The organism is Corynebacterium kroppenstedtii (genome assembly GCF_016894245.1).
Lineage (GTDB): Bacteria > Actinomycetota > Actinomycetes > Mycobacteriales > Mycobacteriaceae > Corynebacterium.
In genome coordinates this window covers 2,239,134-2,254,139 of record NZ_CP069792.1, presented here as the reverse complement: position 1 = coordinate 2,254,139, position 15,006 = coordinate 2,239,134, and the positions used below count along the sequence as shown (strand labels likewise).

General features: G+C 54.4%; 11 protein-coding genes. 1 reads left to right on the top strand and 10 read right to left on the bottom strand.

Translation table 11 applies throughout. From position 1 onward, the window contains the following. Nucleotides 1-109 precede the first annotated feature (109 nt). Nucleotides 110-1,537, top strand: a complete 1,428-nt coding sequence (gene pyk / locus I6J23_RS09655) for a pyruvate kinase (RefSeq protein ID WP_204581877.1) — start codon at nucleotides 110-112, stop codon at nucleotides 1,535-1,537. A gap of 149 nt (nucleotides 1,538-1,686) precedes the next feature. Here pyk and I6J23_RS09650 read toward each other — a convergent pair whose 3' ends face one another. From I6J23_RS09650 to I6J23_RS09605, 10 genes are all read right to left on the bottom strand, one after another. Continuing rightward, nucleotides 1,687-2,973 (bottom strand): amidohydrolase, encoded by a 1,287-nt coding sequence (locus I6J23_RS09650; protein WP_204581876.1) that lies wholly within the window; start codon nucleotides 2,971-2,973, stop codon nucleotides 1,687-1,689. 200 nt (nucleotides 2,974-3,173) lie between these two features. Continuing rightward, nucleotides 3,174-4,967, bottom strand: a complete 1,794-nt coding sequence (locus I6J23_RS09645; protein WP_204581875.1) for a hypothetical protein — start codon at nucleotides 4,965-4,967, stop codon at nucleotides 3,174-3,176. A 223-nt stretch (nucleotides 4,968-5,190) separates the two neighbouring features. Then, nucleotides 5,191-6,888 (bottom strand): purine-cytosine permease family protein, encoded by a 1,698-nt coding sequence (locus I6J23_RS09640; protein ID WP_430516402.1) that lies wholly within the window; start codon nucleotides 6,886-6,888, stop codon nucleotides 5,191-5,193. 137 nt (nucleotides 6,889-7,025) lie between these two features. Further along, the gene (locus I6J23_RS09635; RefSeq protein ID WP_204581873.1) at nucleotides 7,026-8,081 is read right to left on the bottom strand and encodes an urease accessory protein UreD; all 1,056 of its coding nucleotides are present in this window, start codon (nucleotides 8,079-8,081) and stop codon (nucleotides 7,026-7,028) included. 3 nt (nucleotides 8,082-8,084) lie between these two features. Beyond that, nucleotides 8,085-8,732 carry an urease accessory protein UreG gene (gene ureG, locus I6J23_RS09630; protein ID WP_204581872.1) on the bottom strand — a complete coding sequence of 216 codons (648 nt, stop codon included), beginning with the start codon at nucleotides 8,730-8,732 and terminating at the stop codon, nucleotides 8,085-8,087. Between the two features lie 32 nt (nucleotides 8,733-8,764). Beyond that, nucleotides 8,765-9,508 carry an urease accessory protein UreF gene (locus I6J23_RS09625; protein WP_204581871.1) on the bottom strand — a complete coding sequence of 248 codons (744 nt, stop codon included), beginning with the start codon at nucleotides 9,506-9,508 and terminating at the stop codon, nucleotides 8,765-8,767. 91 nt (nucleotides 9,509-9,599) lie between these two features. Further along, the gene (gene ureC, locus I6J23_RS09620) at nucleotides 9,600-11,792 is read right to left on the bottom strand and encodes an urease subunit alpha (protein WP_204581870.1); all 2,193 of its coding nucleotides are present in this window, start codon (nucleotides 11,790-11,792) and stop codon (nucleotides 9,600-9,602) included. A 33-nt stretch (nucleotides 11,793-11,825) separates the two neighbouring features. Next, the gene (locus I6J23_RS09615; protein WP_204581869.1) at nucleotides 11,826-13,022 is read right to left on the bottom strand and encodes a hypothetical protein; all 1,197 of its coding nucleotides are present in this window, start codon (nucleotides 13,020-13,022) and stop codon (nucleotides 11,826-11,828) included. Nucleotides 13,023-13,040: 18 nt separating this feature from the next. After that, entirely contained in the window at nucleotides 13,041-13,346 is a 306-nt protein-coding gene (locus I6J23_RS09610; RefSeq protein ID WP_204581868.1) for an urease subunit gamma, read from the bottom strand. 135 nt (nucleotides 13,347-13,481) lie between these two features. After that, nucleotides 13,482-14,819 carry a DUF4921 family protein gene (locus I6J23_RS09605; protein ID WP_204581867.1) on the bottom strand — a complete coding sequence of 446 codons (1,338 nt, stop codon included), beginning with the start codon at nucleotides 14,817-14,819 and terminating at the stop codon, nucleotides 13,482-13,484. Between the last annotated feature and the right edge of the window lie 187 nt (nucleotides 14,820-15,006).

Below are 15,006 nucleotides of genomic sequence, written 5' to 3'. Positions count from 1 at the left end.
TTATTTTCCCTGGTCACCAACTTTTTTCGTTTTTCGCCGTGGCATTACAAAGCTTATTTCGACCGTTTTGTAGTAGCTAATCCGGGTGGAGCGGGCTAACCTGGTGCTCGTGGATAGAAGAACGAAAATTGTTTGTACATTGGGTCCGGCGGTAGCCAGTGCGGAGAAGATCCGTGCTCTGGTTGACGCGGGAATGGACGTAGCACGACTGAACTGCTCACATGGCGTTCACGCTGACCATGAACAGAACTACAAATGGGTTCGGCAGGCTTCCGACGAAACCGGCCACGCCGTTGGGATTTTGGCTGACCTCCAGGGGCCGAAAATCCGCTTGGGCTGGTTCAAGAACCACGAAGAAATGTGGGAAACCGGCGAAACGGTGCGCATTACCGTTGACGAGATCGAGGGTACGCACGATCGTGTATCCACGACCTACAAGAATCTCGCCAAGGATGCTAAGCCCGGTGATCGCCTCCTTGTTGATGATGGCAAAGTTGGTCTGGTCTGCAAGGCAGTCGAGGGCAACGACGTGATCTGTGAGGTCACCGAGGGCGGCCCTGTGTCAGACCACAAGGGTGTGTCCCTTCCTGGCATGGATATTTCCGTCCCAGCATTATCTGAAAAAGATATTGAGGACCTCCGTTTCGCACTCCGCTTGGGTGTCGACGTTATCGCTCTGTCGTTCGTCCGTTCGCCGGCAGATGTTGAGCTCGTTCACAAGATCATGGACGAGGAAGGCCGTCGACTTCCAGTCATCGCGAAGTTGGAGAAGCCTGAAGCCATTGACGCTTTGGAGCCCATTATTATGGCATTCGACGCCATCATGATTGCCCGTGGTGATATGGGTGTCGAGGTTCCGCTTGAAGACGTGCCGATGGTTCAGAAGCGCGCCATCCAGATTGCTCGTGAAAATGCTAAGCCAGTCATTGTGGCAACGCAGATGCTGGATTCCATGATCACGAATTCACGTCCTACGCGTGCTGAAGCGTCCGACGTTGCTAACGCTGTCTTGGACGGCACGGACGCGGTCATGCTGTCGGGCGAGATTTCCGTCGGTAAGTACCCGGTAGAAACCGTCAAGACCATGGCCCGCATCGTGAAGGCTGCCGAGCAGGACGGCACGGTGCCGCCGCTCAGCCACGTTCCGCGCACCAAGCGTGGCGTTGTGTCGTACGCGGCGCGCGATATTGCCGAGCGCCTGAATGCTCGTGCGGTTGTTGCGTTCACCAGTTCAGGCGATACGGCACGTCGTGTGGCTCGTCTCCACAGCTTCCTCCCGCTGTTGGTGTTCACCCCGAACCCAGCAGTGCGGTCACAGTTGGCTGTCACGTGGGGTGCGGAGACCTTCTTGACTCCTGAGGTCAAGACGACCGACGAGATGGTTGCCGAGGTCGATAAAGCCCTGCTGGCTATCGACGGTTATGAGCGCGGCGACACAGTCGTCATCGCTGCCGGTTCTCCTCCCGGGGTTGAAGGCAACACCAACATGATTCATGTTCACATGGTGGGTGAAGACCTCGAAGGCCACGAGCGCTAGACTTTCGGTTCCCACACCGTAACCATTGCGAGATGTCGCGATGGCAGGGGGTGATGGGTGCCAATCACAATGCGAAACCGGGTCGCACCATTAGGTGTGCGGCCCGGTTTTTCTATGTCTAACCCTTCGCAGCTTGCCCCTGTGAACCTCTACTCCTTGAAAAGGAAGCTCAGAGGTGCTGCCGCCGCAGCCTTCGTCGTCGACGAAATAGTCGAGAGATCGGGGAGGAACGTCGCCATATGGTTGGCGGGGACGGGCGTCTCGTCGCGCTTCTCCCACTGTTCATCCGGGGTGATGCCGGCAGTCCAGAACAAATAGGGGACATCAAAGTGTCGCGGTATCTCAGAAAAGTCCTCCGATGCCGTCCACCGCTCAGCATCAACAGAGGAATCCCCAAAGACGGCATCGAATGTCTCACGGACATGGGAAAACACGGCGGGGTCATTGTCAGTCAGTTCACCGTGAGCCCAGTACGTGATGTCAGGCTCGCCCGGGCACCCGGATGCTTCGCACTCGGCGCGGATCACTCGTTCGATAGCGTTATAAACATGATCGCGCACGTCGGTGTTGTAGAACCGGCAGTTCAACGTCAAGGTGGCCGTGTCCGGGATGGAATTATTTGTGTTACCAGCGTGGATTTGGCCTACAGAGACGACGGCGAACTCGCCGGGATCGACTTCTCGTCCAACGATTCCTTGTAAGCGAAGAATGATGTGTGCCGCAACATAAATGGGATCGACGGATTGATGAGGACTCGACGCGTGAGCGCTCGTTCCATGAATAGTGACCGTGATGGAATCACATGCGGCGAGGGCTGCTCCCGGCATACTCATAATCGTGCCGGCTTTTCCAGGCACAATGTGTTGGCCCAGGCAGACGTCAGGCCGTGAAATCTCGTCGGCAAGGCCATCGCGGATCATAGCGCCGGCGCCAGCGGTGACCTCTTCGGCAGGTTGGAACAGGGCGTGGAATGTTCCTGACCAGCGCTGACGTGTGGCGTCGAGAATGGCTACCGCGCCGAGCAAAGCGGTCGTGTGCATGTCGTGACCACAGGCATGCATGACCCCAGTTTCGTTGCCATCACGCCCAGTCGTACGAACAGTGGAGGCATATGGTGCACCGGTATCTTCGGTGACGGGCAGCGCGTCGAAATCCGCGCGTGAGAGAATCGTCGGCCCCTCGCCATTGGAAATCGTTGCCACAAGTCCGTGTCCACCTATGGGACGTGACACGGTGCAATTGTAGTGAGATAACCGCTCTCGTATGGCAATTGCAGTTTGTTCTTCGCGTTCAGATAACTCGGGATGAGAATGCATCCAGGTATAGAACTCGTGTTGCCAACTGAGGTCGGCCGGATTGGCATCAAGTAACTCCGCGATGGCTGCACCCGGGGTATGGACATGAGCGATGGATTCGATATCTGCATTGTTTTTCACTTTTTCCTCCATCTTCTGGTGACCGTATCCGTCCACGGATCGGACGCGATGTGCTTTACCAGTGTAGGCGCACCATGCTTGATAGAGTCAGGCAGTAATCTGTCACTCTGTCCACGAGCCAGACGATGTCACACACGTCTGAGGGATTCAGGAGAGAGTCGGCGACGGGGACACCTGGTCACCTTGCTCATAGCTACTGATTACTGATAGCTGATGAAGTCTGGGCGGGGTTTAATGGCCATCGTGTCCTTTGGATCGAGCATAGGTTTGTCCTCATCGTAGAAGTTCTTCCACCCCAGGCTGATCTTCGGATTCAAGTCTTGCTGGATAACATGCCAGGTATCTAGCTTGATGGACTGCGATCCATGGCCATCGATATGGATAACCATCGCAATATTATCGGTACCAGGGATCATTTTGTCGCGGTTACGAATCATATGAACCTTGAACTGGTGAACGACCAGGGGCTTTTGTGGCAGTTTGTTGTCCTCAGTGAGCTTATCCAGCCACTTTACGACGTCATTAATTTCCTGGGCATCGACGTGACCGATTTGCTCCATGGGCAATTCGTTACCGTAGAGACGCCACTCGGGGTCGAGGGCGAGCCCGACATATGGTCTCTTGAGCAGCTTCTCGTATTTCTTTGCCTGTTCCAGAAGAGTCATGCGTCCAGGCTGGAGATCAATGACCGCATACCCGCCGGCCTTGTTAATAGCATCAATCCATGGCTCGACGGTTTCAGAATCGATGAAGCGGCTATAGGAATTGTCCTTTTCTGGTTCCGACGATGCGACGGTTACGATGAGTTCGAACGCCGGGATCACAGGCTGGTCCGTGAATGCTTCGTAGCTCTTGGCCATTTTCTTCGCCCGGGCGACGGACGCATCTTTTCCTTGTTCCCCGAGACACCCGAGATCAGGTCCGTCGGTGGATCCGTAGAGGGCAACGATATGCCGTCCAGGCGTAACGAGGCCACCTCCGCCTGGCTGTTCTTTGTCAATGCTCTTGGCTTTGTCTATACGACGAGAGAGCGTGTCCTTGTCGCCGAACAATTCGCCCAAGGCAATGACATGGTCGTCCTTTTTGACGATCTCTATCGACTCGTGAGTAGCGCGTGGGTCAGCTGCGGGGAGTCGGACGACGTTTCGGCCGGCCACAGATGCGTTAGTGAAACTCGCGGGGCTTGTGTCGGGAGCGACGAACACGTGTCCATCAGAGTCAGGCTCTTTGTCCGCTTTGCTGTCCGGGTTCCACGGCGCTGTGAGTACCGGGCGGGGAGTGTACGGTGCACCATCAGATGTGGTGGGAAGATTTGGAGTACTCGGTGCGCTGCTGCTCGTGCTCTTTTTGGCGCTCGCTGACGGTTTCGACGAGCTTGTGGTACTCGATGTGCTCGCCGCCGCACTGGCAGCCGCTGCCGGCGCAGTCCCGGATCCGTCGCCTTCAATGGGGGCGTCCGGAATAATCACAAGGTCATGAAAGCAGTAATGACCTTTGTCGAGCCCATCTGGCCACGAATCAGGCGTCGTTTCGTGAGTTTTCGCCGACGAAGACAGCGAGCCTAGAGAATCGCCTTTGAGGGTGACGATGTCGTCGACTCCCAATCGATCAAGTTCAGATTCAATGTCCTTACGGGAGTCGTCCTCGTTAGTCGCGTCGATGAGGAAAACCGGAACTCCAGCGCTGGCGGCCAGGTTGCAGGCCCGTGCGCGTGTCGCGGAGTCGGCGTTGGGTCCAGTGACCACGGCGGCTTTTGCTGAGTCCAGGAATGTCGAACTCGTCTTGGTGCCCGTGGGATCGTCACCAATAACGTCCGTTTTGTTCGAGACGTTCTTTGTTGACACGGTGTCATTGCCTCCACCGCCTGAGCCACGCGAACAGCCGCTGAGGCTTCCGGCTACTCCGGCAGCTCCAAGTGCTGTGACGGCCGCGCCCACTGTCGTTAAGAATGTCCGGCGAGTGACTGGTCGGGCAAAAGGACGTGAGGATGACATGTATCTTCTCCTGCGGGTTGAAACACCAGTGGTGTCCCCATCGTGCGACGACAGAACAGTGCGTGAACGAGGAAACTGTAGGTAAAAACTGTAGGCAATGGAACCTTTTTAAGGGCTTTACCGTATTTACTGTAACAATGCGAAATGTTGTGGTGCACTGAGCTGTATCGAGAAATCAGAAAACAGGGGTAGTCGATCACCGAGATACCCCCGTTGTCGTTAGTTACTCAACCGGAAGAACATGATGGCCGTGCCGATCGGTGGTAAGAGCCAGCGAGGAAATGTACTGCTTCTCACCTGTAGAAGAAGGAACAGCGGACGCGAGAACATCGGGACGTTCAACCATTTCTCCAGTGACGCAGCATCGGAAGAGCTCGTCCGACGGATTTCCGTGATCATCGAAAAGAGGGGAGTCCACGCCATCGTCGGTTCTACGAAGATAAAACTGTCCACGGGTGATGATGGCAATCAGTGGCGTTGCGACGACGGCAATGGCGGCTGCGAGGAGTGCCGAGTAAGGCTGAATGGTCGTGCCGAGCACGCCGAAATACGCAGCTATCGAGGTGATGGCAGAGAGTAATAGTGCCCCGATTCCCACAGGGTTGATCGGGAAGATCATTCCGCGCCGATATTCTGGATAACGGGGAGAAATGCCGAGTACATACTTATTTATTGCAATGTCAGAGGCCACCGTGAAAATCCATGCGATAGCGACATTGGAATAAAACCCAAGAATGGAGTTCAACATGGAGAACATATTGAATTCCATGAGAGACAGTGCAATACCGACATTGACAAAGACGAAAACGATCCTGCCTGGATAGCGACGAGTTAAGCGCGTATATGCATTGGTCCACGCCAGTGAACCGCTATATGCATTTGTGACGTTAATTTTGATTTGGCTCATGACGACGAGGATCACAGCTAGTGTGATAGCCAGCCAGGTTGGCATCATATTCGTGTACATGGCGAAGAATTGATGGACGGGCTCGCTGGCCGTTCCAGGAGAGTCATTGAGGACAGCCATGACGTACACTGCGAGGAAAACGCCGATGATTTGCTTGGTGGCTCCGAAGATAACCCAGCCGGGTCCTGAGAGGATGACCGCGGTCCACCATTTGCGTTTGTTTTCCGGGGTTTTGGGTGGCATAAAACGGATGTAATCGATGTTTTCGGCAATTTGTGCCGTCAGTGAGAGGCACACGCCGGCAGCCAACATCATGGACGCGAAATTCGCATGGCCGGGCCCATTTCCCGCGTAGTGAGCAAAAGTATGGACACTCGATGGATGCTGAATAATCAGAACGATGAGGGGCAGCACCATCATCACAATCCACAATGGATTTGTTGCTTTCTGAATCCTTGATAAGGACTTCATCCCGTACATAACCAGTGGGATGACGATCAACGAAGAGACCAAATACCCGGCCCATAGGGGGATGCCAAGACCCATTTTGAGTCCTTGCCCCATAATTGAACCTTCAGTAGCGAAGAAAATAAACGTGAACGAAGCGAAGATGATATTCGTGACGACCGAACCGTAATAGCCGAACCCGCTTCCACGGGTAATGAGGTCAAGGTCGAGATTGTATTTAGCCGCATAGACGGCGAGGGGAAAACTCGACAGAAAGATTAATATCGCTGCGATAAGAATTCCGCCGACTGCGTTCACTGTTCCGTGCGCAATTCCAATCCCGGCCCCGATAGAGAAATCAGCAAGATACGCGATGCCACCAAGTGCCGACGCTGCGACTGCCGATGTTGCCCAAGTCCGATAGTGCCGTGGTGCGAACCGGAGGGGATAGTCGTCGCCGAAATTGGATTGGGACTGGTGTGGCGTGGGAGTGCTCTGGTCGTTTTTCAAGCTCTGAGATTCATTGACCGGTGTCGCTGCGGGATTAACCGGGGGAGTGTCTGTCATCGTCATAGACACGTAAATTATGGGGTCAATGTCACGAATACGCTCCCGCTGTATGAATATTAGGTGACCTAGGTAAACAACGCGTTACCGCGCGGAAATGATCACCAGCGACCGGTGGGATAAAGACGTGTAAAGAATTAGTACTTCCGCAACCGTGGTGCTGGGGTTGAAAGAAGGGTTTCTCGCGCCGCGGTCCACACCCTGTCGCGAGCGATTTGTGCCTCATTAGCAGTGGCAGCAAGGATACGCACCCAGATCCCCGATTCGTAGGGAAGAGTAGATGTAGCCCACCGAACTGATGCCGGGAAATCGGAGTCCGGCAAGCGTCGGAGCACGCCGAGAAGTGTTTGAGCAGATTTCGACGAAGGCGCAACCATCCAGACATTTGACCATGCTCCGTAGTCGCGCATACCGAGCAGTCGACTGCCCGTACGCGGACGCAATAGCCCGCGATCGATAACGAGAGGCCTGCAGTCAGATTCCCCTAATCGCCCCAAGTCACGTAGTTGGCCGGCTCGCGGTTGGTCGATTCGTGTTTCCATGGACAACGCGTTGTAGCGGTGCCACTCACCGCGTCCCAGTCTCCCAGCCGCAATACAATCGCTGACGATGGCGCAGCTTTCGTGAGCAGCGGTTACTCTCATAGACAGATGAGCGCGCGAGCCCCCATAGGGGATCACGGGGTCAGGCATATATTCGACAGTGCTCCCCGGGCCAACAGTCAGGCTGACGTGTTGTATCGCTAGCCCCACATCCATTCGGTGTATAGGCGTCGCCGCCTGAGTGGTGATAAGAGCCGACGCTGGTCGTGTTTCGCCGACGCGAATATCAACAAGATGTCGATCATTGTGAGCAAGCCCGGCACCAGTGGTCATGATGTAGAGCAGTGGTGTGCCAGGCTGGTGCGGGTCCGTGTACAGCGGTCGCATGAGAGCAAGCGGAGCTTTCGCGATTTTTTCCACGACGACCGATCTACCCACCACGGACGTATCCCCAGGTGAGTCCACTCTGGCATACAGAAAACCGACTTTGCCAGGTGAACCGACCGGGAGTGGTCTGTGGTCACCGGATTGTGGCTGGCTGCGAAGCTCCCCGGCGATCCTTGGGGGGATGGGAAGCTCAGTCGCCGTGTCGTAGAGGGAGGCAAAGGTGGGGGAGGACGCGTTGCTTTCCACTGGGATCTGGGGTGTCACGCCCTACCCCTGGTGAGCTTTTCGCTGTGTCTCCACAAACTCAGCAAGCTCGGTGAGCCCGTCACACGTTAACGCGTTCGTCGGTAACACGGGGAGACCACCGCGCACCTCTTTCGCGTCAGCGACCATCTTGTCCAGATCACAACGGACATAGGGTGCAATATCTGTCTTGTTGATAATGAGGAGATCCGATTCCGTGACGCCCGGGCCCCGTTTCCGAGGCATTTTGTCACCTTCCGCAGTGTCAAGAATAAACACATATGTTTCCACGAGCGCCGGTGAAAAAGTAAGCGTTAAATTATCCCCGCCGGATTCGAACAACAAGGTATCGATATCGGGGAAACGCTCCACCATCTCCGCTGCCGCCATCAAATTCATTGTCGGATCGTCACGAACAGCCGTGTGTGGGCAGGACCCTGTTTCTACACCGACGATTCGCGCCGGGTCGATGATTCCATCTAATTCTCGACGGATGTGGTTCGCATCTTCTTGGGTGTAGATATCATTCGTGATGATTCCCACGCTATGACCATGCTCGATCAACGTGGGCACTAGGGCCTCGATAATTGCCGTCTTTCCTGAGCCGACTGGACCGCCAAAGCCGATGCGATAAATCGAATGTTGTTTTTGTCCTGGTCCGTTATGTGACATGGCGAAATCCTCACATTTCGTACTAGTAATGATTAATTAATGAATAGTCGTGCGGGGGCGGATTCATGTGCCGCACACGCAACATCCAAAGCAGGGCTTAATGTTCCTATATCGTCAATGGACGAATCACAACACCTATGTGCACATTCAGCGATGTCTGATCCCAGCTCACTCACGACCTGTTGCGCACTGATATGGTCAGCCACGCTTAAACGAACCGCCGCGGAACAGGCTCCAGCAGCGAAAGAAAATAGTTCACAGGACACAGCCATTTCCTGAGACAATCCGTTGTGATGATGAATGGCTCCAGCGACGATTGCCTGGTTACCTATTATATTTCCTTTGCGTACGTCGCTGATCAGTGTTCCTAGCGGTGTGTCTTCAGCGGGGTGCAACACATCGTCGGCCATCGACAATAGTTGTTTACCGACGCGCATACTTCCGCGTCGTGCATTGTCGCTGGGTTTTGTTGCCAGCAGAACTTCGTCGATCATTCGAAGTGTTGTTCCCGTTGCGGAGTGCGATGGGGTATTGGCGGTCATGATGACCGACGTAGGCTGCCGCCACTCCTGAGCCCAGTTCCACGCCAGGGCCGTCGCAATTCCGTCGGTAGGGGTGACGACGTCGGTTATAAGCTCGCGAACCGTCTCTGTGAGAGAGGGCCTGTCTAGCCAATGGCACTGAGATAGCCCTTCTAGCCCGTGCGAGAGCGTGTACATTCCCGAAGGGAACGCCGTGTCTGTCCATTGGAGGGCTGATAGGAACGCAGAAAACATGGATTGTTGTCTAGAACTATCAGTGCTGTTTATAGTCGCGTTGAGATTACTGGAAGAAGACATTGTTCAAAGCCGTCACCGGTGTGTCGTATTAAAACAAGTAGTGCAGTTGAGCTAAGGGAAGTTTGTCCGCGGGCGCTATGGTTAGCGGTTCGCCGTCTGCCCGAACCTCGTACGTATCGGGATCCACGGTTATCTTCGGTAGCCCGTGGTTTCTCACCATGTCTTTCTTTCCGATGTGTCGACAACCGTGAACGGGTAAAACTGTGCTAGTGAGACCCAGCTTCTCGGGCACACCGTTTTTAATAGCCTCGGAAGACATGAACGTGATCCGGCTGTGGGGAAGTGCGTGACCGCGATTGCCAAACATGGGTCGATACACCACCGGTTCCGGGGTTGGAAGAGAAGCATTGGGATCGCCCATTAAGGACCAGCAAATATGACCACTGCGAATAACGAGCTGGGGCTTTGCAGCAACCGACGCCACCGGCCACAAGACAATATCGGCGACTTTTCCGACTTCCAATGACCCGATGTAGTCGTTGACACCGGCGGCGATCGCGGGGTTGCACGTCACTTTAGCGACGTAGCGAAGAACCCGGTGGTTGTCATTACGCGACATGGACGTGGCGTCGGCCTCGGAGTCTGATGACTCAGTTGACGCTGATCGCTCAAAAGCTGGTTCCAGATCCTCGGGGAGGGGGCCGAGCTCTGCTTTGCAATGGTGTGCAGTTTGGAAAGCACGGGTCCAGGTTTCTCCAACACGGCCCATTGCTTGCGAATCCGAACTGAAAATTGAGATGACTCCTCGATCGTGAAGAACCGTCTCAGCAGCGATAGTTTCGGGTCTGACGCGAGACTCCGCGAAAGATACGTCTTCTGGAATGTCATGAGACAGATGGTGACAAACCATCACCATGTCGAGGAGCTCTTCGGCGCTATTGACCGTGTAGGGGAGAGTAGGGTTCGTTGACGCGGGGAGCACTGAGGGCATCCCCGTCACGCGGAGGATATCTGGTGCGTGGCCCCCACCAGCGCCTTCGGAGTGGAAGGTGTGAATGGTCCGGTCCCCAATGGCATCGCGTGTGTCCTCAAAGAAACCGCTTTCGTTCAGCGTGTCAGTATGGATTGCAAGCTGAACATCATGCTCGTCGCAAACGTTGAGAGCATTGTCGATCACTGCTGGTGTTGCTCCCCAGTCTTCATGAATTTTTAATCCTGCAGCCCCCGCTGCAATTTGTGACTCTAAAGCCTCGGGAAGTGATCCTGATCCCTTGCCAAGCACTCCTATATTGACCGGTATATCGTCGGCAGCTCGCAGCATCATGCTAATAGAACTCTCTCCCGGTGTGCAGGTAGTCCCTTTTGTTCCTTCTGCAGGCCCCGTTCCACCGCCGAAAAAGGTCGTAATTCCGTTTGATAATCCTTCTTCGGCTTGCTGAGGAGAAATAAAATGGATATGCGAATCAATCCCGCCGGCCGTTACAATTCGGTTTTCACCTGCGATAACTTCAGTGTTGGGTCCAATGATCAGTTGAGGGTCAACACCATCCTGGGTATGCGGGTTACCCGCCTTGCCAATTCCGACAATATGGCCATTTTTGATTCCGATATCGGCCTTAATGATCCCCGTCATCGCATCAACGATAAGTGCACTCGTAATTACTGTGTCGACGGATTCCGCATCAGGCGCTTGAGGGTCTTGCGCCATCCCATCACGAATAGCTTTGCCACCGCCATACACCGATTCGTCCCCATACGATTGCGAATTAGCATCAGCAGTTAATTCGATAATGAGGTTGGTGTCGGCAAGCTGAATGCGGTCGCCCATCGTCGGGCCATAAATGGAACCATATTCCGCTCTGGAAATGGAGTACGGACCCCGGTCGGCAGGCAAATGATCATCAGGTATAGATTCCGTTTTAAAACCGCGCTTCTGTGCGCGCTGGAAACCTCGCTCACGAATGGCAGGATCGTCGAGAGCGCCCTCCACCAAAGCACTAAAACCATGCAGGATTCTGCGCCCGCCGAAATCAACTAATTGCACTTCTTTCGAATCGCCAGGTTCGAATCGTACAGCTAATCCCGCTGGAATATTGAGGTGCATACCCCATGCCCGATGACGATCGAAGAGTAGCTCGCGATTCGCTTCGAAGAAGTGGAAATGGCTTCCCACTTGTACGGCCCGGTCCCCGGTATTGGTGACGCTTAGTGTTATTGTCCTTTTACCAGGGTTAATAGTGATTGTTCCGTCGTCGTAGATATATCTGTTTGCAGTGCTCATGATGTCCTCGTGATCGAGTGGTGGTTTATTGGTCTAATGGCCGTGAGATGAGTCCTCTTCGTGTTCGTGGAAGTAGTTGTGTGAGTGATCGTGAGCATGGGATTGCTCGACATGATGATGGTGGGCATGTCCATGGGAATGTGTGTGGGAGTGTGTATGGGGGTGAGAGTGGGTGTGTGAATGGTTGTGGCTGTGCGGATGACTATGTGAGGGGTTATGCCCACCCTCGGCATCATCCTCATCATGGGCATGGCTGTGGGCGAAGCCCGAATCGTGATCAGCCCACAGTGCTGCTTCCAACCCCACGACGGGGACGAACTGGTCGCTCTGGCGTGATGATGGATCGTTCAAATTTTGATTGCCACCAGTGTTATGAGTTGCATAGTTCTCTGCCGAGGAATTAAATACGTCGGCAGCAGCGTCGCGAGCACGAGCAACATTTGTCTCAATCAGCACTGCGAGTGCCGACGGCGACCATAACGCGACCTCGTGATAGCTTGGTCCATCGGCCCAATAACCATCCTTATTCGGCGGCAGAAGGTCTGCCCTAAGAATGACGATTCGCTCCATGTCGGACTCGTTCGTCTGGTCGTTTATCTGGTCTTCGAGGAGAATTTCCGCTCGGTGAATAGCCTCAGAAAGGCTCGGAGCTGCTCCATCAAAGGCCACAGAAGTCTCAGAATTGCTGTACTGCCATGCCAGCCGGGCATCACGGAACAGATCAGCGTCGAAAAAAGGATCTAAAGCCACTGAAACGACGACGTACGAATGTGCTGGATGGGAGCGCATGTTTGTCCGTAAAGCCGATACGCGTGTCGTTGAGTTCCCGATCGGTCCAGAAATAATCACTCGCGCCGAGGGCCGGCTGCGTTTCCACCATTGGATCGCTTGTGCTAATGCCGTAATACTATGGAGGTCTCGTCCCGCAGTCATAGGAATGATGACAGTGGGAAGCTGGTTGTCGGGTGAGGTCGACGATGATTGGCCCCCCTCGTCTGAAGGATTCTCGTGATGCGCGGCGGTGAGGGCTTGCACTAGTTCATTTGTTGAGTGAGCGAGAACAATCGGCTCGAGATTTTTACCGCGTGGTATCGAACCCTGGGCCACTGAGGCCGGTTCCGCTGCACCACTTTCAGTTACATCGACCAGACGGAACCGACGGAGGCGGGTGGTTGCTTCGCGAATGAGTTCGTCATTGTGGGCTTCGGTGCCACAAAAAAGAATGATCATCAGTAGTTCCCGGCGCGTTTAGTGTCGGATGGGGTCGTGGACGGAGACGAGTTTTGTTCCATCCGGAAAAGTGGCTTCTACCTGGACTAGCGAGACCATGTTTGGGACTTCGTCCAGTACGTCGTCGGCAGTGAGGACCGTCGTCCCGATGTGCATTGCTTCGGCTACGCTCTTCCCATCGCGTGCTGCTTCTATGACGGCGTCAGAAATTAAAGCAATCGCTTCAGGGTGGTTGAGTTTGACACCCCGTTCCCGTCGACGTTGAGCCACTTGAGCTGCAAGAAATACTAATAATTTATCTGTCTCACGAGGAGAGAGATTCATTGGTATGGCTCCTTACGTGCACAACAAATCTCTGGGTGTGGTGTGCACAACCCTGGCCTGGCATGATGGTCGCCCCTCACTCTGCCATCATGTGAAGAATGAATCGTTGATTGTATGTTGCGAGTATGTAAATCTTTATCGAAGAGCTGGATTGTATTTCAGTGAATTACGACGATACGTCAATTCCCCAGCGATACGAACTGAATCAGCCAGTCGACCTTCCTCGCGTAATTGGCTGAGCCTTGTTGACATGCGCTGCTGGATATTTTCCGGCGAAATGGTGTTCAGATATACCTTGGTCGATCCCTCGAAACCGGCGAGATTTGATGCTCGCCATTTGATCATTACTCGCCACGGCATAGGGATATCGAGGTCAATTGGTTTGTGGTGCCATTCCTCATTACACGGAACATCTGAGCCTGTCGCCGCGTGGCACGCGTGAATGAGGTCGCTCATGTCCCGCATCTCTTCTTCGCTGAGCTTCCACGGTTCACAGGTGGCTGATCGAGAGTAAATCTCGATAGTCGGGTAGCGGTGCCCAAACCCAGCGAACGCGATGGCGTGGGTGTTCTCGGCAATGACCAAGTTGTGATAGCCGGCATAATCAACGGCCCATTCGTTGTACATATTGGGGTTGGAGCGTAGCCGCGCGATCTCGAGTTCGGCCTGTGCTCCTCGCTCGTCGATAGCGACGAGTTGCTTGTGTAAGTGGTCAAAACTTGCTCCGGCCGGCTTCAGCCAGTTTTGGAATACGGCTACATATCGTGCGTAGCGGTTGCGTGTATAGAGATCACGCATTGCGTCGGCGGTGAAGTTGATGAATTGGTAGTGCTCTTCAGGCGTTAACGTGCCACTGGAAGCGAGTTGTCGGCTCGTTGTGGCGTCGTCCGTGTAGTGTCGACGAGCCACGATGACGTCGTGTCCACCGGCAAAGTAGGCAGGTGCACGCTTGAGAAGCTCGGTTTCCGGTGTGTCCTTAATTTCCGATTCAGGTGTTCCGGCAGAGCGGAGGCGAGTCGCGATAATGTTTAGCACATGTTGCCTTCCGGCAGGTGCGCTGAGGTAATCGTTCATGTGGGTTGAGGTTTCTGGATCCATCGCGAATCCGTGGTTCGCCCGCCAGTATTCATATCCGAGAATCTCGAAAAGATTGGGAACACGCCTGAATTCGGCGACTGTGTCATCCAGTTGCCTCTCTTTTAACCGGTAGAGGGTTGCCCACTTGTTGTCGTTGACGACAACTCGCGCTTTCTCCGGAGGAGTTTCTCTGTATCGGGCGGAACAAAAAGCACACGCGTGGTCGCGGTCGTACGCAGTGACTGGGTGCTCTTCTGGGGTCGGGTGCGCGATTGGTCGGTTCCCGCGCCCAGGTACCGTCCACACTTCGGTTCCTGTAAATGGGTTGACCTGCTTGATGGTTCCATCGGCAAGTGTTGTTAGAGGTGCGAGAGGCAGGGCGACAGGAGTACTCACGAGCGAAAACCTTAGCGGGTGGAGAGCACGATCGCGACCTTGGTTCCCCGGCAACGTGGCGAAGCGATTTCGGCACTCACGGGTGCGTCGGTGTTTAATGAGCACGGTTGCTAAAACATTGTTGGCCAGTGTTGGTCATTTCTTGTTTCGCCGGAAATAAGAAGAAGATAAGAAAACGGCACAAGAC